The sequence below is a fragment of the Moorella thermoacetica genome, assembly GCF_001267405.1.
GTDB classification, from domain to species: domain Bacteria; phylum Bacillota; class DSM-521; order Neomoorellales; family Neomoorellaceae; genus Neomoorella; species Neomoorella thermoacetica.
In genome coordinates this window covers 1,072,441-1,092,489 of sequence record NZ_CP012369.1, presented here as the reverse complement: position 1 = coordinate 1,092,489, position 20,049 = coordinate 1,072,441, and the positions used below count along the sequence as shown (strand labels likewise).

Here is a 20,049-nt window from a genome sequence, read left to right as displayed (position 1 = left end):
GAATAAAGCGGGCAGGTAAAAAAGATGCTATTTTCCATTTCACCACGGAACCCGGTTCCCCTCTATCAGCAAATAGTGGAACAGATACGAGCCAAAATTTTGGCCGGTGAACTGCCCCCTGGCAGCCAGTTGCCCTCTATCCGCGAGCTGGCTAAAGAGTTGACCACCAGCATGATCACCACCAAACGCGCCTACCTGGAGCTGGAAAAGGAAGGCCTGCTTATTACCCGCCCGGGCCTGGGGACCTTTGTAGCCGGGGTCCGGCCAGAGATGGTAGCCTCCCTGAAGCAGGCCCGGGTAAAGGAACACCTCCAGGCCGCCATCCAGGAAGCCAGGCGGGTAGGCATGCAGGATCAAGAGCTCCGGGCACTCTTGGAGGAACTCCTTGAATGGGGAGGGGAACCACCCGGGTAAAGGCAGCAGAGTCAAATGCTCCTATTACCACGTACCACCCTGAGGCCCTCCGGTAGCCCGGTGGGAGGACAGGGTGAGTAGCAAAAATGACTATTCGATTAAGGGAAGGTGCCTGATTTGAGTGCAACGCAACCGCTTATCCGCCTGTCGGGAGTAAGCAAGGGGTATCTCGGTTTCCAGCTCCAGGACATTAACCTGGAATTACCACCGGGATGTATCCTGGGCTTCGTCGGTCCCAACGGCGCCGGGAAGACTACCACCATCCGTATTATCACCAACCTGATCCGGCCGGACGGCGGCAGGGTAGAGGTGCTGGGGCGGACCTGGGATCGGGACGAGGTAGCCATCAAGTCCCGCCTGGGTTATGTCTCGGAGGATAACCAGCTGTACGAAGAAGCCACCGGTTACTGGCTGGGCAATTTCCTGGGCCGCTATTATCCCACCTGGGACGACGCCTTTTTCCGCACCCTGCTGGAAAAATTCCATGTTCCCGGCAATAAAACAGTCAAGCAGCTCTCCAAGGGCAACCGTACCAAGCTGGCGGTAGCCCTGGCCCTGGCCCACCGGCCCGAGGTTTTAATCCTGGATGAACCCACCTCCGGGGTGGACCCGGTGGTACGTCATACCCTGGTCCAAGAACTGCTGGAAGTAATTCAGGACGAGACCCGGGGGGTGTTCTTTTCCTCCCATATCATCGAAGATATCGAGAAGGTGGCCGACCGGGTGACCTATATCGCAGGTGGCCGGATAGCCCTGGCCGGCGACAAGGAAACCATCCTGGAGCAGTGGCAGGAGCTTACCTTCCGGTTAAAAGACGCCGGCCAGCTCCGGCAGGTGCAGCGCCTGGTGCCATACGTTAAAGAAAGCGGCCTGGAGGTAGCGGCCGTTACCGACGCTTACAACCCGCGCTTGCTGCAGGAACTGCGGCTTTTAGCGGCAGACGAGGTTACCCGCCGGCCTTTGGGCCTGGAAGAGATTATGCTTATCCTGACTGGTAACGAGTGGCAGAAGGCAGAGGAGGCTTAGATGATAATTATGTGGGGATTAGTAACGAAGGATTATTATCTCTTACGGCGGCAGGCCTGGTGGGTTTTAGTTCTGCTATTTTTTAGCTACTTTTTCGGCTTCCGTGGCGGAGCGGCGGCGGTCCTGACCATTAGCAGCGGGATCACCGCCTATCTCCTGGTCCTCAGTTCCCTGTCAATCGAGGATAAAAACAATAGCCTCAGCTTCTTACGGCTCCTACCCGTCCCGGCCAGGGAAATAGTAGATGCCAAATTTATGCAACTGGTCCTGGGGGGTCTTCTGGGCGAAGTCTGTGGACTGGTTATAGTAGCCTTTATTAGTGTCACTGGCTTAAAAACAATTACCGGTCCGGAGGTCATTTGGAGCATTATCTCTTCCCTGGCTATTATTACTATTGTTTACAGTCCGACCCTGTGGCTATTCTTCCGTTTCGGTATGCAGGCTGCCAGGATCGCCTCCTTTATCACCTGGTTTGCCTTTTGGTTTGGCATCGTCACCCTCTGGCAAAGGTTTACCATCGTCACCCTCTGGCAAAAGCTCTACATGGGTTCTATGGGGCCGTTTCCTTTATCTCTGGTAGCAGCCGGGGTACTCCTGGCCTTGCTGACAGTGGCCTGCTTTGTCTTTTTCCTGGTCCTGGCCCGGCGGGCCTTTGTCCGCCGGGAGATTCGTTAGCCGGACAGATGGTGGCCATCACCGGCCGCGCCTTCTGGGGCACGACCTACACGGGAAAAGTAGCCCTGGTGGCCCCGGCGGCGGTGACCCGGCAGTCCCAGCAGAGTTCGGAGACGACGGTGGAGGCCGTTATCGCCCTGGCCGGGCCGGCGCCCCTGCTCAAACCCGGTTACAGCGTCGACTTAAAGGTTACTACCGCCAGCAAGCCCCGGGCCCTGACCGTCCCCTTTGAAGCCGTCCAGGAAGGAAAGGGTCAGCGTTATGTTTACCGTATTGTTGACGGCTGGGGGATGCCATATATCTCCTGCTTACCGGCATTTCCCTCTGGATAGCCGCCATGGACGACCCCCGCCGGATTATAAGTGCGCCGGAGAAGGAAAGAAAAAAGATCCAGCCGGCAGCGGCCGAGGCAGTGCGTGTGGTAACGTTACGTGGCCTGCTGGTCCTGAAGATCTTTATTCTAAGCCTGAGCGCTTACATGACCTACAAGAATGTCCAGGTGGCCCTGGGACTGGCTGCCGGTATTGGCTGGCTGGGATTAGTTTTTGGTATTATGGCTGCAACTACCGCTTTTTACCTGGGCATCCGGTGCCTGCTCCTGATAGGCAGCAAATAAGACCCTGTCCTTCCATCTCTACCCATGCTATCCCATACTTTTTATTATAGAGCCCACAAATTGTTGACTTCCATTGCGTTCTGTACTATAATATCACTTGCAATTGGTGAGCGCCCGTAGCTCAGGTGGATAGAGTAACGGAATCCGAGTCCGGAGGTCGCAGGTTCGAATCCTGCCGGGCGCGCCATCTATGCGCCAGTAGCTCAGCTGGTAGAGCAGCTGACTCTTAATCAGCGGGTCGCGGGTTCGAAGCCTGCCTGGCGCACCAGTGTTTGCAAGGGTTTCGGGGATAACTCGAAACCTTTATTTTATATCCCTTTACTAAAAAAATACAGCAACAAAGAGGCCGGGAAGTTCGGCCCTTTTTATTTTATACTCCGGTTACCCTTACCTTCCCAACCTTAAAAACCAGGTTTTACATAAATTTTACGCCAATTTTACATTCTTTTTACAGAAGAATAAACAGAACTTAAGAATAAAGTGCTATGCTGAATATACCAAAAAAGAAGGAGTGATGGTATTATGAAGAAGTTTGCTGCCCTCTTCCTGGCTGTAGTTATAGCCGTGACTATGCTGGCGGCCCCGGCTGCTTCCTCTGCCGCTGGCACCCCCCAGTATGATCTAGGTGCTTCGGCCCAACCGGATCATATTACCCTCACCTGGACCCAAGATCCCCTGACAACCCAGACCATTACCTGGAGAACTAACATTACTATAGCCAGGGGGCTTGTCCAGTATGCCAAAGCCGCGGATAAGGCCTCTTTCCCCGGCAAAGCCGCTACCGTAGAAGCTACAGTGCAGAAGTTTACCTCCGATCTGGGGGATATGAACATCCATACCGCCACCCTTACCGGCCTCGAACCCGGCACCGAGTATATCTATAGGGTTGGCGACGGCACCAACTGGAGCGACATCCACACCTTCACCACAGAAGCCAGCAACACTCACTCTTTCAAATTCCTTATCTTTGGCGACAGCCAGAGCGGCGACCCCCTAAATCCGGAATATAAACCCTGGCACGATACCATCCAGAACGCCTTCAAAACTAACACCGACGCTAAATTCTTTGTCAATGTCGGCGACCTGGTCGAACAGGGACAGAATTATGTCCACTGGAATAAATGGTTCGAGGCCGCCAAAGGTGTTATTGATACCATCCCGGCCATGGCCACCCAGGGCAACCACGAGACTTACAACCCGCCTGATGGCCATTCAACTAAACCGATTTTTTGGACTACCCAGTTCAAACTGCCCCAGAACGGCCCGGAGGGCCTGAAAGGCCAGGCTTATTCCTTTGATTATGGGAACGCCCATATTGTAATGCTCGACAGCCAGGAAGAAGAAGAAAAGGGTGTGGCCGGGGATATTCTGGCGGCCCAAAAGGCCTGGCTGGAAAAAGACCTTCAGAATACCAATAAGCCCTGGAAACTGGTCTTCTTCCATAAAACACCTTATTATAATAAGGCTACCCGTACCAACGAAGATATTAAAGCCGCCTTCCAGCCCCTCTTCGATAAATACCACGTTGACGTAGTTTTTAACGGCCACGACCATGCCGTCGCGCGGACCTACCCCATAGCCGGCGATAAGTTTGTCAGCAGCCCGGCTAAAGGCACCATCTACTATCTCACCGGTAGAAGCGGTAATAAGTATTACCCCGACCTGTCGGCCAAGGTATGGGACGCCTTCTTCTACGACCCTCAAGATCAACCCAACTATATTGTAGCTGAATTGAATGGGGATAAATTGACCCTCAGGGCTATGAAGCAAGATGGCACCCCCATCGATACCTACACCATCGATAAAGCCAGCGGGCTGGATACGCCCCAGACTATTGTCCCGCCTAAATATAACTCCACCAGGTTGGTGATCTTCGGTAACATGCTCCAGCAGCCCCTGCTGCCGGTAACCCCCAAGCAGGTCAATGGCCAGTGGTATATCCCCGTAAGGGCCTTTATGCAGTTCCTGGGCGGCAATGTGGCCTGGTATGATGACGGCAGCGTAACCATCGTTTATGGTAAAGACAAGGTGCAAATGGCCAGCAAGAGCGCCCGGGCCACCATCAACGGCCAGGAAGTAAACCTGCCCGGCAGTAGCCTGATGGACAAAAATACTCTTTTTATACCGGCTGCCGACCTGGAGGAATTCTTTGGTTTCAGCTACAAGTATGATGCCGCCACCAATATGCTGATGTTTACCAAATAAGATTGCCATGTCTAATGCAAGCCCGGTCTTTTTTAAAATTTTTTCTTGCATTTTCCGCCGCCAGGTGTTATCCTGAAGACAGGATAGTGTATACAAAATACCAAGAGGAGGCGGCGGAGGTTATGGATTACCTGCTGACCTGGATTAAGGGGGAAGAGGTAGATTACCGGTTTGTCAGTGCCGACGAGCTGGAAAAGCTCCTGGCAAATGAAGAAGAAGAAAAAAATAACTGCATAGTCGTACCCCTGCATTAGCTTAGCTAAAGTCCGGTACCCAGCCGGCTTTTATTTTTGGTTAAAGTATGGTAAACTTTAGCTGCTAATCCAACTTTTTTGCCGCCCTCCGGAAGCTGCAAAATACCAGGTTTTCATTGCGGGCTTATTTTAATACTTTTTGTTCCAGGGCCGATTAATGAGGTTTATCACCCAGAAAGGGGTATTTTCCATGGCTCTGCCTTATAATCTGGACGTCACCCTGGCCCGGGCGAAGGTAGACCTGGCTAAAATCAGGGTAGAGGAGATAGCTAAATACAAAAAGGTCAGCTGGGAAGTGGAAAAGGGTTTTTTAAGCCTGCCTTCTCTAAACGAAATTTACCACATAACCCACCCGGCCGGGGATGTCAGTACAGCTAACGGGGAGCCGGTTGATCCCCGCTTCCAGGTATTAATCCTGCACTACTTAACGGGACCTGGTGCCGCCCTGAGGGGCCAATGGATATCCTTTAAAGAATTACCCGGTGGTCTTATTTACCAGCAGCCTTTTTACGGCCGGGCCGTCTTACCCCTCATTCGCACCTTCGGGTCGCAGCCGGCCAGCCTCCTCCGGGCCGGGGAGGGTCTGGGTGGCAGGCCCGTTGACCAGGGTGATGCTGCAGTTGAACTGAACCCCTTTCCCTGTTTACCGGTACGGCTGGTCATCTGGGCCGGAGATGAAGAATTCCCACCCGGGGGCACCATCCTCTTTGACGCCTCGGCCCCTGAGATGCTGGCCACCGAGGACTTTGCCGTCCTGGCGGAATACCTGGTTAAACGCTTAAAAAACCTGGCCGGGAGGTAGACGCCGCCCTCAAGCATGGCGCCAGCGTCAGTTTAGGAGCCGCCGTAAGGGACTACCGTCTCGAACTGGTCCTGGGGGGAGAAAGGATTCTCCCGGAACGGCGCAGTTGTAATGGCCGTCCGGAGTTTACCGCCAGCCTGCTCCTGGAGCCGGACGGGAAAGTAGATGGTCCGGGCTGGGAGGAGGCAACTTTTTTATCACCTTGAAGGTTCGGCGGCACCCTGCCCGGTGGGGCAATACCTGGCCTGCCAGGTCCGGAAGACCCCCTTCTAGCTGGTTACCACGGTTATTAGAATTAAAGCCATCCCCTGCCGACACCGGCGGGGGATGATTTACCCAGTCATTTTCTCTCCTCCACAACCATAGGATGTAGCAGGAGAATGGGGGAGAGGTAATGACTACTGGAAGAAACAACCCGACTACCTGCCAGATAATCCTGAAACCACGGCACGCCGGTGAAGCCAAAACCATCAACTACTATCTGGAACTTGCCCGGGAACGCATCCCCACTTATGCCGGCATAAACTTTAAGGACAATGAATTGAGCATTCAGGGCCTGGGTTATGACGGCCGCTGTGCCTTCTGCCGTTACTTCCGCAAGTCCCTGAAAAACCGCGGTTTGCGTTTCAATAGTAGCTGCCCCTTCGAGGTCCAGGACGACACCTATGCCTGGCGGGTTAAAATAGGGAGTGCCTTTTTTGAACAGGATTTTTTGGAAAACGAGGAGAAGTACCTTGTCTACCTGCGCCGGGCAGAAAACGATCCCCGGGACCTGGAAGCGCAGCTAGCCCTGGGAGTAATCCACGAGTACCACGGCCGTTTTGCCCAGGCCCTGGCCAGTTACTGGGCTGCCCATGAGGTTGATCCCGGGGACGCCTTCATCAAGGAACGCCTCCAGGATATCCTGGCTTTACTTCAGAGAATACTTGTTCCTGCCGGCCGGTGTTAAAAACCTTGCACCGGCCCTTTACTTATGGCAAGATGGTAATAGCCTGGAAAAGGAGTTGAGTAGCAAGCCTTGGAACTTAAAGAAGTAGGGGAATTTGGACTTATAGAACGCTTAAAGGCCGGGGCCATAGTGGACCCGGCCAGGGTAGTTATGGGGATCGGTGATGACGCCGCCGTATTAAAGGGAGAACCTGGTTTCCTGACCCTGGCTTCGACGGATATGCTGGTGGAGGATATCCACTTTACCTTGGCCACAGCTACCCCCCGGGAAATAGGTTATAAAACCATGGCTGTTAATGTCAGCGATATTGCCGCCATGGGGGGGATACCAGAACAGGCCCTGGTATCCCTGGCTTTAAGGCCGGAGCAGCAGGTCGAGTTTGTGGACGAGCTCTACGCCGGCCTGCGGGAATGTGGCCAGCGTTTTGGAGTAAATATAATTGGTGGCGACACGGTCTCTTCCCCCAGGGCCATGGTAATCAACCTGGCCATATTGGGACGGGTGGAAAATGATGCCTGTCTCTACCGCCACGGTGCCCAGCCCGGGGATATTCTGCTAGTAACCGGCGACCTGGGGGGCTCTGCCGCAGGTCTGGATACCCTGCTCAGTCCCCGCCCGGCCCCGGCGGAGGTCATCGCCTGGGCCCGGGCACGCCACTTCCGGCCTACCCCGCGGGTAGTGGAAATCCGTGCCGCCCTGAAGGCCGGTGGGCTCACGGCGGCCGATGACATCAGCGACGGCCTGGTAGCGGAGGTCTATACCCTGGCGACGGCTTCCAGGGTGGGAATAGTCCTGGAGGCCGGGGCCATCCCCATCGCTCCGGCCACCCGGCAATTGGCGGCTATATACCATAAGGAGCCCCTGGATTACGCCCTTTATGGCGGCGAAGACTTTGAGCTCCTGCTGGCCTGCCGGCCGGATAAAGTAGACGCCGTTCGGGAAGCTGTGAACCGGGCCTGCAGGACGCCGGTGACGGTCATCGGCAGGGTCGTCCCGGCAGAAGAGGGTATTACCATAAACCACAGCGGCCGAGTGCTACCCTTGACGCCAGGGGGTTATAACCACTTCCAGCTGGATAGATAACCCTGGGGCCCCTGATCTTTATCCGGGGGCGCTATGGCTGTAAGCAGTCAGCTGCGCAAGAATGAAAACTCCCGCTCGGTTTCGTTTGCAGCCGGGACCACGGAGGGAGGGCGGGCAAGGCCTGCCAAAGAAAGAACGGTTTTGAGAAGAAGGTACTTGCAAGCAACCCTTATGACCTGGTAATATAAAGAGGTAGGGAATAAGAAAGGGGATAGTCAAACCATGGAAGATATAACGGCCAGGCTGGCCGACCTGGAAGTCAGGCGCGCCAGGGTTATGGCCGGCGGTGGTGAAGAACGGGTAGCCCGGCAGCACGCTGCCGGCAAGTTAACGGCCCGGGAACGGCTGGAGCTATTGCTGGATCCCGGCAGTTTTCTGGAACTGGATCAATTTGTGCGCCACCGGGCCACTGATTTCGGCATGCAGGACATAGAAACACCTGGTGAGGGTGTAGTTACCGGTTCCGGGACCATAAATGGTCGGCCAGTCTACGTCTATGCCCAGGATTTTACCGTTATGGGCGGTTCCCTGGGGGAGATGCATGCTGCCAAAATCTGTAAGGTCATGGATCTAGCCCTGAAAACCGGTGTGCCGGTCATAGGTTTGAACGATTCCGGCGGGGCCCGTATCCAGGAGGGGGTAGCGGCCCTCAATGGTTATGGGGAAATCTTCCGCCGCAACACCCATGCTTCAGGGGTTATTCCCCAAATCGCCGCTATTATGGGCCCCTGTGCCGGGGGCGCCGTCTATTCGCCGGGGCTAATGGACTTCATTTTTATGGTTGATAATACAGCCCAGATGTTTATTACCGGCCCCCAGGTAATCAAAGCCGTCACGGGGGAAGAAGTCAGCGCGGAAGAGCTGGGAGGTGCCGTCACCCATGCCACCAGGAGCGGGGTGGCCCACTTCCGGACGCCAACGGAAGAAGATTGCCTGCACTTGATTCGCACCCTGCTGGATTATTTACCTGCCAATAACTTGGAGGACCCGCCCTTCAGGCCCAGTTCTGACCCGGCTGAGCGCCAGAATCCCAACCTGGCGGCACTGGTGCCTGTCGATCCTAATAAACCGTATAACGTGAAGGAAATCATCTACGGAGTGGTTGATGACGGCCTGTTCCTGGAGATTCAAGGTGAATATGCCGCCAATATGGTTATTGGCCTGGCCCGCTTGGCGGGGTATACTATAGGTATTGTGGCCAACCAGCCCCAGTACCTGGCCGGTTGCCTGGATATCAACGCCGCCGATAAAGCAGCACGTTTCGTGCGTTTTTGTGACGCCTTCAATATACCCCTCCTGACCCTGGTGGATACCCCCGGCTACCTTCCCGGGGTGGAACAGGAACAGGGAGGCATTATCCGTCATGGGGCCAAACTGTTATATGCCTTCGCCGAGGCCACGGTACCCAAACTCACCCTCGTCCTGCGCAAGGCGTACGGCGGTGCCTACCTGGCCATGTGCTCCCGCTCCCTGGGAGCCGATCATGTCGTTGCCTGGCCTACAGCGGAAATAGCCGTCATGGGTCCCGAGGGGGCTGCTAATATAATCTTCCGCCAGGAAATCAGCCAGGCAGATGACCCGGCCCGGGTACGGCAGGAAAAAGTCGCCGCTTACCGCGATAAGTTTGCCAACCCCTATGTGGCCGCGGGCCTGGGGCTGGTTGATGCTGTTATCGACCCGGCTCTGACCCGCCCCCATTTGATCCGGAACCTGCTGACCCTGCTCAGTAAACGGGAAAGCCGCCCGGGTAAAAAACACGGCAACTTCCCTGTCTAGGGAAAAGGAGGGAACGGATTTGTTAGCCTATCTCCAGACAGCACCCCGCCCGGCAATGATACCGGCGGAAATCGTAGCCGCCATCACCGCCGCCGTAGCCGTTTATATGACTCCCGCAACGACCTCCTGGCAAATCACATCTATCCGGCCCCAGGACCGGCCCTTGCGCCGCTGGAGCCTGGCCGGTCGCCAGGAATTAATCAATAATTCCATGGCCTTCGAAAGGAGGAGACCGGCGGTTTGAAAAGGCATTTTCAAGTAACGGTCAATGGTGAAACCTTTCAGGTAGAAGTAGAGGAAAGGCCGGAATCGGCCTGGCCGCCTGTTTCTCCTGCTATGATGGCTCCACCGGCAGCGGCGGTTATCCCGCGATCCGGCCGTCTGGCAGCAGCTCCCACCCCGCCGCTGCGGGATAACCGGACCGTTACCGCTCCCCTGCCGGGTACGGTAGTGGAGGTAAGAGTTAAACCCGGCCAGAGGGTGACTGCCGGCCAGGTACTGGTGATAATTGAAGCTATGAAGATGGAAAACGAGATCCCGGCTCCGGCCGGGGGGGTTGTCCGGGAGGTGCTGGTCGAGGCCGGAGCCACCGTCAGCAGCGGCCAGCCTCTGGTTACTTTGGCTTGAACGGTTTCCGAAGAGGAAGTGTATTTAAATGCTCCCCCAGACTTATGTCGTCCTGGATGTGGAAACCACCGGCCTGGATCCAGCCCGGGACAGAATAATTGAGATTGCTGCCGTCCGCCTGGAAGGAGGCAACATTACCCGCCAGTTTCAAACCCTGGTGAACCCGGGCCGGCCTATACCCCCGGCCATCGAGAGGTTGACGGGTATTAGTGACGCCATGGTCCGCGAGGCGCCCCCCCTTCCTGAAGTTTTGCCCGGGTTGCTGGATTTATTCAGGGATGCCATCCCAGTAGGCCATAACGGCACCTTTGACCTGGCCTTCCTAAACCAAGCCCTGGGCCACGGCTGGCATTCCCCGCTGCTGGATACCCTTGCCCTGAGCCGGATTCTCTTTCCCTGCCTGGCTTCTCACCGCCTGGATTATATGAGCAAGTACCTGACCCTCGAAGCTACCGGCCATCATCGCGCCCTGGATGATGTGTTAACTACCGCCCGCCTCCTGGAGAACCTCTGGCAGGCCACCCTGGAACTGGACAAAAACCTGCTGACAAAACTCCTGAACCTAGCCCCGGTCGGCCTCCAGTCCTGGTTCCGGGCTGCTCTGGTTCAGGGAACGCCAGCCAGCCATTTTGAAGTGGCCGCTACCGGGTTATTTGCCCCGACCAGGGTACCCTCCCCGCAGTCTGGAACCTTGCCGGCCTTTAATGTCGACGACCTGGTAGCCATGCTGGACCACAGGGGTCTGCTGGCCGAGCAGATACCAGGTTATGAATACCGTCCCCAGCAGGTGGAAATGCTCAGGGCTGTAGCCTCGGCCCTGGCCGGCAATCACTACCTGACAGTAGAAGCCGGCACAGGGACCGGCAAATCTCTGGCCTACCTTTTGCCGGCGATTTACTGGGCCTGTAGCCAGAGAAAGAGGGTAGCCATTGCCACCCATACCATCAGCCTGCAGGAACAACTCTGGCAGAAGGACCTGCCCCAGCTACGGGAACTCCTGCCCTTTTCCTTTAAGGCGGCCCTGGTTAAAGGACGGAGCAACTATATCTGCAGGCGGAAGTTGCGGGACTACCTGGCCAACCCGCCGGCCGGGGAGGCAGAGCGTCTCTTCGCCATGCGGGTTTTACGCTGGCTGGAGGTAACAACCAGCGGCGACTGGAGCGAAATGAAACTTACCCCGGAAGAAGAAGGCTTCAAATTTGCCCTGGCGGCCGATACCGAGACCTGCACCGGTAGCGCCTGCCCCTTCAACGATGAATGTTTTGTCAATGCCGCCCGCCGGGAGGCTGAGGCTGCCAATATCCTGATCTTGAACCATTCCCTTTTACTGAGCGATATCCGCTTAAACAACCAGGTCCTGCCTGACTACCCCTACCTGATTATCGATGAAGCCCATCACCTGGAGGAGGCGGCTACCGAACACCTGGGGAGCAGTGTCAGCCAGGCCAGCTGTGAGCTTTTCTTTCGCCGCCTGGGCCGGGGTGAGCAGGCCTATAGCTTCCTGGGTCGGGTCCGCAATCTCGCCCGCCGTTTACCTCCGGAAGGGAACCTTGAATTGGCAGACTTCCTGGAGGATATGGAACTAACAGTAACAGCAACCCTGGCCGGTTGGCAGGAGTTCTGGGAGAGCTTGGGCAGGTTAAGTGATGCCGCCCGCTGGGAAGAGGCGGGTTATACCCTGCGTTTCACCAGCCGTTTAAAGGAAACCCCTGCTTGGGACAACCTGCTGTCAGTCTTCGGGAGCCTGGAGGAAAACCTCAGCGGCCTGGCCAGTCGCCTGGAGCGCCTCTCGGAGTTATTGAGCGCTGCCGGGGCCGGCGAGTTTGCTGCCGATGCCGGTAATTTCGCCGCCGTTGTTGCCCAGTACAGCTATGATCTGGGGCAGATCCTTGATGCCGACCCGGCCACCAGCGTCAGCTGGCTGGAAAAGAATAACCATGGCCAGTATATCTTACGCTCCGCCCCCCTGGATATTGGTCCCCTGCTGGCAGAACTTCTCTTTTCCCGCAAGCAGGCTGTGATCCTGACCTCGGCCACCCTGACAGTCAACAATAGCTTTGATTATTACCACCAGCAGACCGGCCTCCAGGAACTGCCAGCCGACAGGGTCGTCAGCTGCCAGGTATCCTCACCCTTTGACTACCGGTCGCAGGCCCTGGTTTGTTCTATTAGAGGGCTGCCCAACCCGGGCCAGTTAAAGGATGCCGACTATGCCCGGGCTATTACCCCGGTCCTGACAGCCATCTGCCCGGCCGTCGGCGGCCGTTCCCTGGTTCTCTGTACCTCCCACCGTTTTTTACGGGAAGTCTACGAACTTTTAAGCGCCGACCTCAACGGCAGCGGTTACCGGGTCCTGGCCCAGGGAATAGACGGCAGCCGTTCCCGCCTGCTGGAAGAATTCATCCAGACTCCCCGGGCTGTCCTTCTGGGGGCCAACAGCTACTGGGAAGGTATCGACCTGCCCGGGGATCTGCTTCGCTGCGTCATCATCCCGCGTTTACCATTCCCCTCCCCGGGCATACCGACCCTGGCGGCGCGGATGGAACACCTGGCCGCCCGGGGACAGAATGCCTTTGCCACCCTGAGTCTACCCCAGGCGATTATTCGTTTCCGCCAGGGGTTTGGTCGCCTGATCCGGCGGGCCAGCGACAGAGGAGTACTGGTAATCCTTGACCAGCGCCTCCTCTCCCAGCGGTACGGCCGCCTTTTTATCCAGTCCCTGCCGCCAGTAACCCTTGAGGAGGTTGACCCCGCCGGGGCTCCCTCCCGGATAAAAACATGGTTTCAGGGTTGATGGCCTGGCGCCATTCACTTTTTACCTGCCGCCTTAATACTATAGTTAAGGAGGAAGTTGAAAAGTGAGGTGACCAGGATGAAGGTTTATTTTATTCCCCTGCCGTCTTTTCTTAAACGCTTGCTGAAAAAAGTTTTGCACCAGGAATGAGGGGGGTAACCTCTCTTCTTTTTTAGCATAAAAGAACCTTCCCGCCACTAAAATTAACCATGGAGGTGGGGAGGATGCGTGCTTGCAAGTATTTCAGCCTGGGCTTATTCCTGGGTATCGGCCTGACCTGGGGGTGGTTTGCCCTTTTTCCCAGCGACCGGGTCATGGAATCCGCTCTGCCGGCTACCGCCGGGGTCCAGGAACAGGCCCAACCATTTGCCGTAATCTATAATTTCTACCATGCCCTGGAAGAGGGGCGGGAAGAAACCTGTCGTTCCCTGGTAGTCCCCGAATTCCAGGCCGCCCTGGCCGGTAGGCCCTTTATCCAGCAATTGCAAAGACTCCGGCAGCAGGATCCCTCCCTGAAATTCGTCTTTTTCTTAATAAATGAACAGGAGGTGGATCTCAAGGCCGGTACAGCCTGGGCCCGGGGCAGCGCTGAATGGGTTTCTACCAGCAAAGGCACCTTCTCTATCCGCCAGAAGATCTTTCTTTTAAACCAGCAGGGCCAGTGGAAAATCCAGGCCATCGAAGAGCAGGGATAAAGGATGCATTCCTGTAACCATAAAAAAAAGCAGGCCCTCTGGCCTGACGGGTTCACTCCGCCCGGGAGTCCCCGTTTTCGCCTTATTTTTGGACTGGGCCTCCTGGCCGGAGGGCTACTTTACTGGCTTTTTATAATCTACGGGCACTAGCCTACCTCCCAGCCATCCCGGCCATACCCCCCATGGCCCCGGCCAGCAGACATAGTCCCAGCTTTTTGCCAGCGGCCGCCAGAATGAGGGGGGACGCCGTCCAGCCCAGGGCCAAGGTTACCAGGAAGAAGGAAAGACCGACCCCCATTCCCTGGATGAAACCCCGGGCTGAAGCTATCCTGGCTGCCTGCAGACCACCGCTAAAGACGGCCAGGGCCAGGATAACGCTGGCCATCAGGGGCAACAGGCCCTCGGAAAGGGGGGTAAATATAAGGAGTACCCCTGCTACAAGTGCCAGAAAGATCCCGGTTAATAGGGAAAATAACAGGCCCGTTAGGATTGCTCGCGGCAAGCTGACACCTCCCTCTCCTTCTTCAACTTATCCCTATGCCTGACCATTGGAGAAAATACCTGTCTCTTGAAGTAACCCGGCAGGTTTTTTTTAATGGACGTCGAAATTTAGGCAGGAGAGTTGAGCAGGAGGGTAGATCTTTGTCCTTACATATCGGCTTTCCCACCGCCTTAATATATTACAGCCATTTTCCCTTCTGGCAAGCTTATTTCAATCGCCTGGGGGTGGAGGTCGTCACCTCGCCCACGACTACCAAGGCTATCCTGGACGACGGGGCCCGGGAAGCGGTAGCCGACGCTTGTATTCCCATAAAACTTTACCACGGCCATGTCCTGGCCCTGAAGGATAAAGTCGATGCCCTTTTTATTCCCCGTATGGTCAGGCTTAACCGGCGCACTACCTTTTGTCCCAAGTTTTTAGGGTTACCCGATATGGTAAGGGCTACACTGGATAAGTTGCCCCCGATTATCGACCTTCAGGTCGATGCTGGCCGCAACCTTTGGGGTTTATGGCCGACCTGCCGGGGGGTGGCCGAACTTCTGGGGTTCAGCCGCCGCCTAGCCTGGACCGCCTACCTGGAAGGCAGTCACCACCAGCAGGCCTTTGAGGGCTTACTCCTCAAGGGTTACCTGCCCCTGGAGGCCATGGCTAAACTGCGGGGCGAACCCATTGAACCAGCTCCCCTGCGACCGGGATCCCTGAATCTGGCGGTCCTGGGTTACCCCTACCAGGTTTATGACGGCTACATCAGCCTGAATATCATTGCCAAGCTCAGAAAGATGGGGGTTAATATCCTGACCCTGGAGATGGTCCCCCAGGCCCGCCTTTACCGGTTGAGCAGGCGTCTCCCGCGACGCCTCTTCTGGCATTTTTCCAGCCTGGTCGTAGGGGCTACCTATAACTACCTCCAGCAGGGCGATTTAGATGGGATCATCCATGTCACTGCCTTCGGCTGTGGCCCTGATGCCATGGTGGACAAAATCATGGAACTGGACATCCGCAACTATAGTCAGGGGAAAATGCCCTTTATGTCTATTTGTATCGATGAACAAACAGGGGATGCCGGCGTAAGCACCCGCCTAGAAGCCTTCGTCGATATGCTGCTGCAAAGGAGGGCCGCCCGGTGAAAAAGGTATCCTTTGCCCACATGGGATATTCCTACCTGGGTTTTAAACAGCTGGTGGAGGACATGGGCTTCGAAGCCATCGTCCCGGCCAACCCAAGTCCGGCCACCCTGGACCTGGGGGTCCAGTACGCACCCGAGTTTGCCTGTATCCCCTTTAAAACCGTCCTGGGCACCTACCTGGAGGTGTTGAACCGGGGGGCTGAGATGATTATAACCTCGGGAGGGGTAGGACCGTGCCGGGCCGGCCTCTATGGCCTCCTCCACGAGAAGATCCTCCGCAACCTGGGCTATAACTTTGAGCTTTTTATCTTCGATCCACCCCTGACGGGCCTGGGGCCCTTCTTTTGGAAATTGCGGCGAGTACTCAAGGAAGCCCGCCTCTCGTGGTTGGCCTTTATCGATGTCGTCCGCCGAGCCTGGGCCAAGCTAAAGCTCCTGGACGAACTGGAGCAAATGGCCACCGTCACCCGTCCCTATGAGATCAAACGGGGGGCTACCACCCGTGCCTTTAACCAGTGTCTGGAAATCATCGACCGGGCCCGAAGCAGCAAGGAGATAGCCGCTGCCAGGGAAGAATGCCGGCAATTGCTCCAATCCGTGCCCCGGGATGAAGAGCGCCGCCCTTTAAGGATCGGCATCGTAGGCGAGATTTATGTCCTGCTCGAACCCTTCATGAACCTTGATATTGAAAAAACCCTGGGAGAAATGGGGGTTATCACCAAGCGCTCCATTTACCTGACCAACTATACCACCACCGACGTCCTGGCCCATGGCACCGAGGACATTCGCCAGATAGCCCACCCCTATCTCAACCAGTTTGTCGGCGGCCACGGCCAGAGCAGTGTAGGCGAAACTATTCTCTACGCCAGAAACGGTTTCGACGGCGTCATCCAGCTGGCCCCCTTCACCTGCATTCCGGAAATAGTGGCCAAGAGCATCCTGCCCCGGGTGAGCCGTGATTTTAATATACCTGTCCTAAGCCTGACCATTGATGAGCAAACCGGCCGGGCCGGGGTGGAGACCCGGCTGGAAGCCTTTGTCGATCTTTTACGCCAGCGTCGCGAGCAAATGGAGGCAAGGAGTAATGCAGCCCTGTTACCTGGGTATTGATGTCGGTTCCGTCAGCACCAACGTGGTAGTCATTAGCGCCACAGGAGAGATTTTAAGCAGCCTGTATTTAAGGACCCACGGCCAGCCTATCCAGGCCATCAAGGAGGGCCTGCGCCAGACGATGGCAGCCCTCCCCGGGGATGTCGAGATAGCCGGAGCCGGTACTACCGGCAGCGGCCGCACCCTGGCGGGAGCAATTATCGGCGCAGATATTATCAAAAACGAAATTACCGCCCATGCCGTCGCTTCCCGCCAGGAGGTCCCGGATGTCCAGACCATCCTGGAGATTGGGGGCCAGGACTCGAAGATTATCATCCTACGCCAGGGAGTAGTTACCGATTTTGCCATGAATACCGTCTGTGCCGCCGGTACAGGGTCCTTTCTGGATCAACAGGCGGCCCGGCTGGGGATTCCCATTGAACACTTCGGCGACCTGGCTCTAAAATCCCGCAACCCGGTGCGTATTGCCGGCAGGTGTACGGTCTTTGCCGAGTCCGATATGATTCATAAACAGCAGATGGGGCACAATACAGAAGATATCATTGGCGGGCTGTGTGAGGCCCTGGTTCGCAACTACCTGAACAATGTCGCCAAAGGTAAGGAGATCCTGCCGCCCATTGTCTTCCAGGGCGGGGTGGCTGCCAATGCCGGAATCCGGGCTGCCTTCGCCAAGGCCTTGGGGCAGGAGATCATCGTTCCCCGTCACTTTGCCGTTATGGGCGCCCTGGGGGCAGCCCTCCTGGCCCGGGATTATGTAGCCAAACACCCGGGAACAAGATTCAAGGGCTTTGAGGTTTCCGAGGAGGACTACCAGGCCCGGAGTTTTATCTGCCAGGGATGTTCCAACCTGTGTGAAATTGTCAACATCGAAGCCGACGGGCAGTTAATTGCCCGCTGGGGCAGTCGCTGTGGCAAATGGGATACCCTGGGTGAATGAAAGGAGTAATGCTGTATGCGCGAGAGCACCTTTTCCTTCTGGCAGGATACCAATTTCAATGCCCTGCCCGACCAGCCCTTGAGTGCTGCCGGCAATGCCTACCAGGGGCAGGCTGGTGAAGAGGAGAGCTGGTTCTATGAAGCCGCAGCCGAAGACGGCACCTATCTGAACCTCCTCCTGGCAGTTTATGACGGTGAGGGACGGGCCCGCCTTACCCTAGCCAGGACCGGCCAGGAAGTGTTAACCCGGGATATAACAGCCCCCTTTACAGCTGCCAGTACCCACCTGGATTTACAGATAGGCTCCACCCATATTCGCCAGGCAGGAGATTGCTTCGAAGTGCAGTGGAAGGAGGGGGAGATGGATCTGGACCTGAAGTACCAGCCCCTCCTACCGGGGTGGCAACCCGGAGACGGCCGGATTAACTACGGCGAGAAGGGAAATAAATATTTTATCTGGAGTGTACCCGTGCCACGGGCCGAGGTCAGCGGTACCCTCAAGGTGGCGGGCGACAAAAAGAACTTCAAAGGTTACGGTTATCACGACCACCGCCGCTACAATTTTCCCCTGGCCCAGGCTCTGAGCGGAGCTTACCTGGGGCGGTTTTACGCCAATGATTACACCTTCCTGTGGGCCGCTTTTCGGGGCAACCGGCTGTATAGCGGCCAGGAAATAACCGCCATGTACCTCGCTAAGGACCGGCAGCAGGTACTGTCCAGCGGTAACCTGGTTGTCCAGGTTTACGAACAAGAAAACCGGGACGGAATCAATTACCCGGTGGAAATAGACCTGCAAGGGGGCAGCCAGCCGCCCTTAAGGGTGATAATCAAAAATCCTACCGTCGTCGCAACCGGCTCAATTTCCCGGCTGGGGGCCCGGAACCTCTATTGCCGTCACCAGGGTGAATTAAAAATTGCCACTCAACCGGAGCTGGCCCTGGCGGGCCAGGGGTTTACCGAAGCCCTGGCAGTAATTAACGACCAGGTGTATCATGAAAAATAAACTCAATGCTATCTGTCAAAAACTCCAACAATCGGAATATAAGGTAACGCCCCAGCGTCAGGTAATCCTGAAAACCTTCCTTGAGCATGCCACTGAACACCTGAGCGCCGAGGAGGTCTACAATATTGTTAAAGGCCAGCATCCCGATATCGGCCTGGCTACCGTCTATCGTACCCTGGACCTCCTGGCCGAACTCGACATTTTAACCAAGATCAATTTTGGTGATGGCCGCACCCGCTACGAAATGGTCCAGCACGAGGCCCATCACCATCACCATATGATCTGCCTGGGATGCGGCCGAGTTCAGGAATTTGACGCCGATTTACTGGAATCCCTGGAAAACTTGTTAACCAGAAAAACTGGTTTTCAGATCACCGACCACCAGTTGAAATTCTACGGCTATTGTCGGGAATGTGCCGCTAAAAGCGAGGATAAGTCGGGTTCAGGAGATATTTGACGTACGATTATTGGCATATATGGAAGGAATTGTCATAGACAAGGGCGAAAAATAAGGACAGGATGGATATGAAAGGGAGCGATGGAAATGTCCAGTCCTGTCCAGAATCCACCCTGTAACCGCAGCCGAGGGACGGTAACCCTTGCCCACCATATCGACCAGCCGCTTGATGAACAGGCCTGGCGGCTAATGGAACAGGGGCGCTATGGAGAAGCAGCCCTGCTTTACAAAGAAATCCTCCGTACCAGGAAGCGCATCCCTGGCTGGTGGAACAATCTAGGCTACTGTTACCTTCGCCTGGGGGAATTAGAGACAGCCCTGGATTGTTATCGAACAGCCTTGAAGCTGGCTCCACGGAACATCGACATCTTAATTAACACTGGTGGCTGCTACCAGCGCCTGGAGCAGTGGGCGGAGGCCTACCGGTGCTTCTACCGCGCCTGGAAATACCAGCCCCGGGATGTCGATCTCCTCAATAACCTGGGCGTTTGCCTGGTCCAGCTGGAACGCCCGGAAGAGGCCCTGGATTATTACCGCCAGGCCCTGGCCCTGGCCCCCGCTGAAGGAGAGATTATCGGAAACCTGGCTGCCGCCCTGGCCAGGTGCCGCCGCTGGCCGGAGGCCGTCACCTGTTTTGAAAAGGCCCTGCGGCTCCTGCCAGAGGATGTCTCCATAATAAACAACGCGGCCGCCTGCCTGGAAGCCCTGGGGAAGTGCTACCTGGCGGCGCCCCTCTATGCCCGGGCCCTGGCCCTGAAGCCAGGGGAGCCACAGATCCGGCAAAACTATGCCGCCTGTTTAATGAAACTGGGCGATCTGGCAACTGCCCGCAAGATAGTGGAAGGGTTGTTGCGCCTTTATCCGGAGCACCGCCCTGCCTGGCAACTTTTAGGAACCATCTATGAAGCCACAGGTGACACCGGCGCGGCCGCCGGTTGCTATAACCGTGCTTGGGGCCTGACTTCCGGCGGCGAAAATTAAGTAGAGAAGGGATGTCGT

Annotated in this window: 22 protein-coding genes, 2 tRNA genes and 1 pseudogene; 24 read left to right on the top strand and 1 reads right to left on the bottom strand. The window is 56.2% G+C overall.

Annotated elements, in window-relative coordinates; translation table 11 throughout:
• Positions 1-24: 24 nt before the first annotated feature.
• The 18 genes and pseudogenes from MOTHE_RS05500 (at position 25) to MOTHE_RS05420 (ending at position 13,916) form a co-directional block, all read left to right on the top strand.
• Complete coding sequence (locus MOTHE_RS05500; RefSeq protein ID WP_011392679.1) at positions 25-414, top strand: GntR family transcriptional regulator; 390 nt, start codon at positions 25-27, stop codon at positions 412-414.
• 117 nt (positions 415-531) lie between these two features.
• Positions 532-1,440, top strand: coding sequence for an ABC transporter ATP-binding protein (locus MOTHE_RS05495; RefSeq protein WP_011392678.1), 909 nt, complete (start codon positions 532-534; stop codon positions 1,438-1,440).
• Positions 1,441-1,449: 9 nt separating this feature from the next.
• On the top strand, positions 1,450-2,115 hold the full coding sequence (locus MOTHE_RS05490) for an ABC-2 transporter permease (RefSeq protein ID WP_162490055.1): 666 nt from the start codon (positions 1,450-1,452) through the stop codon (positions 2,113-2,115).
• 8 nt (positions 2,116-2,123) lie between these two features.
• On the top strand, positions 2,124-2,447 hold the full coding sequence (locus tag MOTHE_RS05485; protein ID WP_011392676.1) for an efflux RND transporter periplasmic adaptor subunit: 324 nt from the start codon (positions 2,124-2,126) through the stop codon (positions 2,445-2,447).
• A 5-nt stretch (positions 2,448-2,452) separates the two neighbouring features.
• Positions 2,453-2,731: a hypothetical protein gene (locus MOTHE_RS05480; RefSeq protein ID WP_011392675.1), complete on the top strand. Its 279-nt coding sequence runs from the start codon at positions 2,453-2,455 to the stop codon at positions 2,729-2,731.
• Between the two features lie 110 nt (positions 2,732-2,841).
• Positions 2,842-2,918: transfer RNA gene (locus MOTHE_RS05475), tRNA-Arg, on the top strand.
• Between the two features lie 5 nt (positions 2,919-2,923).
• Positions 2,924-2,999 (top strand) — tRNA-Lys (locus MOTHE_RS05470).
• Positions 3,000-3,253: 254 nt separating this feature from the next.
• Positions 3,254-4,936 (top strand): fibronectin type III domain-containing protein, encoded by a 1,683-nt coding sequence (locus MOTHE_RS05465; RefSeq protein WP_011392674.1) that lies wholly within the window; start codon positions 3,254-3,256, stop codon positions 4,934-4,936.
• Positions 4,937-5,058: 122 nt separating this feature from the next.
• Complete coding sequence (locus MOTHE_RS14010) at positions 5,059-5,190, top strand: hypothetical protein (protein ID WP_255302974.1); 132 nt, start codon at positions 5,059-5,061, stop codon at positions 5,188-5,190.
• A 190-nt stretch (positions 5,191-5,380) separates the two neighbouring features.
• Positions 5,381-5,992: a DUF3786 domain-containing protein gene (locus MOTHE_RS05455; RefSeq protein WP_053094757.1), complete on the top strand. Its 612-nt coding sequence runs from the start codon at positions 5,381-5,383 to the stop codon at positions 5,990-5,992.
• Between the two features lie 35 nt (positions 5,993-6,027).
• Positions 6,028-6,198, top strand: a pseudogene (locus MOTHE_RS14360) (hypothetical protein); the annotation flags it as partial.
• Between the two features lie 188 nt (positions 6,199-6,386).
• Entirely contained in the window at positions 6,387-6,941 is a 555-nt protein-coding gene (locus MOTHE_RS05450; protein ID WP_011392672.1) for a tetratricopeptide repeat protein, read from the top strand.
• Positions 6,942-7,010: 69 nt separating this feature from the next.
• Positions 7,011-8,024 carry a thiamine-phosphate kinase gene (gene thiL / locus MOTHE_RS05445; protein WP_011392671.1) on the top strand — a complete coding sequence of 338 codons (1,014 nt, stop codon included), beginning with the start codon at positions 7,011-7,013 and terminating at the stop codon, positions 8,022-8,024.
• A gap of 222 nt (positions 8,025-8,246) precedes the next feature.
• Positions 8,247-9,800: an acyl-CoA carboxylase subunit beta gene (locus MOTHE_RS05440; RefSeq protein WP_011392670.1), complete on the top strand. Its 1,554-nt coding sequence runs from the start codon at positions 8,247-8,249 to the stop codon at positions 9,798-9,800.
• Between the two features lie 19 nt (positions 9,801-9,819).
• On the top strand, positions 9,820-10,044 hold the full coding sequence (locus tag MOTHE_RS05435) for a hypothetical protein (RefSeq protein WP_053094756.1): 225 nt from the start codon (positions 9,820-9,822) through the stop codon (positions 10,042-10,044).
• A complete protein-coding gene (locus tag MOTHE_RS05430) occupies positions 10,041-10,427 on the top strand; it encodes a biotin/lipoyl-containing protein (RefSeq protein ID WP_011392669.1) in 387 nt (128 codons plus the stop codon). The genes MOTHE_RS05435 and MOTHE_RS05430 overlap by 4 nt, the downstream gene beginning before the upstream one ends.
• 28 nt (positions 10,428-10,455) lie before the next feature.
• Positions 10,456-13,221 (top strand): helicase C-terminal domain-containing protein, encoded by a 2,766-nt coding sequence (locus tag MOTHE_RS05425; RefSeq protein WP_011392668.1) that lies wholly within the window; start codon positions 10,456-10,458, stop codon positions 13,219-13,221.
• 224 nt (positions 13,222-13,445) lie between these two features.
• The gene (locus MOTHE_RS05420; protein ID WP_011392667.1) at positions 13,446-13,916 is read left to right on the top strand and encodes a hypothetical protein; all 471 of its coding nucleotides are present in this window, start codon (positions 13,446-13,448) and stop codon (positions 13,914-13,916) included.
• 151 nt (positions 13,917-14,067) lie between these two features.
• Here the strand turns inward: MOTHE_RS05420 and MOTHE_RS05415 are convergent, their stop codons facing one another.
• Positions 14,068-14,418 carry a TIGR04086 family membrane protein gene (locus MOTHE_RS05415; RefSeq protein WP_011392666.1) on the bottom strand — a complete coding sequence of 117 codons (351 nt, stop codon included), beginning with the start codon at positions 14,416-14,418 and terminating at the stop codon, positions 14,068-14,070.
• A 140-nt stretch (positions 14,419-14,558) separates the two neighbouring features.
• On the opposite strand from MOTHE_RS05415, the gene MOTHE_RS05410 reads away from it, so the two are divergent.
• From MOTHE_RS05410 to MOTHE_RS05385, 6 genes are all read left to right on the top strand, one after another.
• Positions 14,559-15,545, top strand: a complete 987-nt coding sequence (locus MOTHE_RS05410) for an acyl-CoA dehydratase activase-related protein (protein ID WP_011392665.1) — start codon at positions 14,559-14,561, stop codon at positions 15,543-15,545.
• Positions 15,542-16,654 (top strand): 2-hydroxyacyl-CoA dehydratase, encoded by a 1,113-nt coding sequence (locus MOTHE_RS05405; RefSeq protein ID WP_011392664.1) that lies wholly within the window; start codon positions 15,542-15,544, stop codon positions 16,652-16,654. Before MOTHE_RS05410 ends, MOTHE_RS05405 begins: the two co-directional genes overlap by 4 nt.
• Positions 16,629-17,591 carry an acyl-CoA dehydratase activase gene (locus MOTHE_RS05400; RefSeq protein ID WP_011392663.1) on the top strand — a complete coding sequence of 321 codons (963 nt, stop codon included), beginning with the start codon at positions 16,629-16,631 and terminating at the stop codon, positions 17,589-17,591. The genes MOTHE_RS05405 and MOTHE_RS05400 overlap by 26 nt, the downstream gene beginning before the upstream one ends.
• A 15-nt stretch (positions 17,592-17,606) precedes the next feature.
• Positions 17,607-18,593 (top strand): hypothetical protein, encoded by a 987-nt coding sequence (locus MOTHE_RS05395; RefSeq protein WP_011392662.1) that lies wholly within the window; start codon positions 17,607-17,609, stop codon positions 18,591-18,593.
• Positions 18,583-19,050, top strand: a complete 468-nt coding sequence (locus MOTHE_RS05390) for a Fur family transcriptional regulator (protein ID WP_011392661.1) — start codon at positions 18,583-18,585, stop codon at positions 19,048-19,050. The genes MOTHE_RS05395 and MOTHE_RS05390 overlap by 11 nt, the downstream gene beginning before the upstream one ends.
• A gap of 87 nt (positions 19,051-19,137) precedes the next feature.
• Complete coding sequence (locus tag MOTHE_RS05385; RefSeq protein WP_025774625.1) at positions 19,138-20,031, top strand: tetratricopeptide repeat protein; 894 nt, start codon at positions 19,138-19,140, stop codon at positions 20,029-20,031.
• The last annotated feature ends 18 nt before the right edge of the window (positions 20,032-20,049 follow it).

Excerpts from the sequence above, each read along its gene's own strand:
- MOTHE_RS05500 (WP_011392679.1), top strand. The coding sequence starts at position 25 with ATGCTATTTTCCATTTCACCACGGAACCCGGTTCCCCTCTATCAGCAA.
- MOTHE_RS05490 (WP_162490055.1), top strand. The coding sequence starts at position 1,450 with ATGTGGGGATTAGTAACGAAGGATTATTATCTCTTACGGCGGCAGGCC.
- MOTHE_RS05485 (WP_011392676.1), top strand. The coding sequence starts at position 2,124 with ATGGTGGCCATCACCGGCCGCGCCTTCTGGGGCACGACCTACACGGGA.
- MOTHE_RS05480 (WP_011392675.1), top strand. The coding sequence starts at position 2,453 with ATGGACGACCCCCGCCGGATTATAAGTGCGCCGGAGAAGGAAAGAAAA.
- MOTHE_RS05465 (WP_011392674.1), top strand. The coding sequence starts at position 3,254 with ATGAAGAAGTTTGCTGCCCTCTTCCTGGCTGTAGTTATAGCCGTGACT.
- MOTHE_RS14010 (WP_255302974.1), top strand. The coding sequence starts at position 5,059 with ATGGATTACCTGCTGACCTGGATTAAGGGGGAAGAGGTAGATTACCGG.
- MOTHE_RS05455 (WP_053094757.1), top strand. The coding sequence starts at position 5,381 with ATGGCTCTGCCTTATAATCTGGACGTCACCCTGGCCCGGGCGAAGGTA.
- MOTHE_RS05450 (WP_011392672.1), top strand. The coding sequence starts at position 6,387 with ATGACTACTGGAAGAAACAACCCGACTACCTGCCAGATAATCCTGAAA.
- MOTHE_RS05440 (WP_011392670.1), top strand. The coding sequence starts at position 8,247 with ATGGAAGATATAACGGCCAGGCTGGCCGACCTGGAAGTCAGGCGCGCC.
- MOTHE_RS05425 (WP_011392668.1), top strand. The coding sequence starts at position 10,456 with ATGCTCCCCCAGACTTATGTCGTCCTGGATGTGGAAACCACCGGCCTG.
- MOTHE_RS05420 (WP_011392667.1), top strand. The coding sequence starts at position 13,446 with ATGCGTGCTTGCAAGTATTTCAGCCTGGGCTTATTCCTGGGTATCGGC.
- MOTHE_RS05400 (WP_011392663.1), top strand. The coding sequence starts at position 16,629 with ATGCAGCCCTGTTACCTGGGTATTGATGTCGGTTCCGTCAGCACCAAC.
- MOTHE_RS05395 (WP_011392662.1), top strand. The coding sequence starts at position 17,607 with ATGCGCGAGAGCACCTTTTCCTTCTGGCAGGATACCAATTTCAATGCC.
- MOTHE_RS05390 (WP_011392661.1), top strand. The coding sequence starts at position 18,583 with ATGAAAAATAAACTCAATGCTATCTGTCAAAAACTCCAACAATCGGAA.
- MOTHE_RS05385 (WP_025774625.1), top strand. The coding sequence starts at position 19,138 with ATGTCCAGTCCTGTCCAGAATCCACCCTGTAACCGCAGCCGAGGGACG.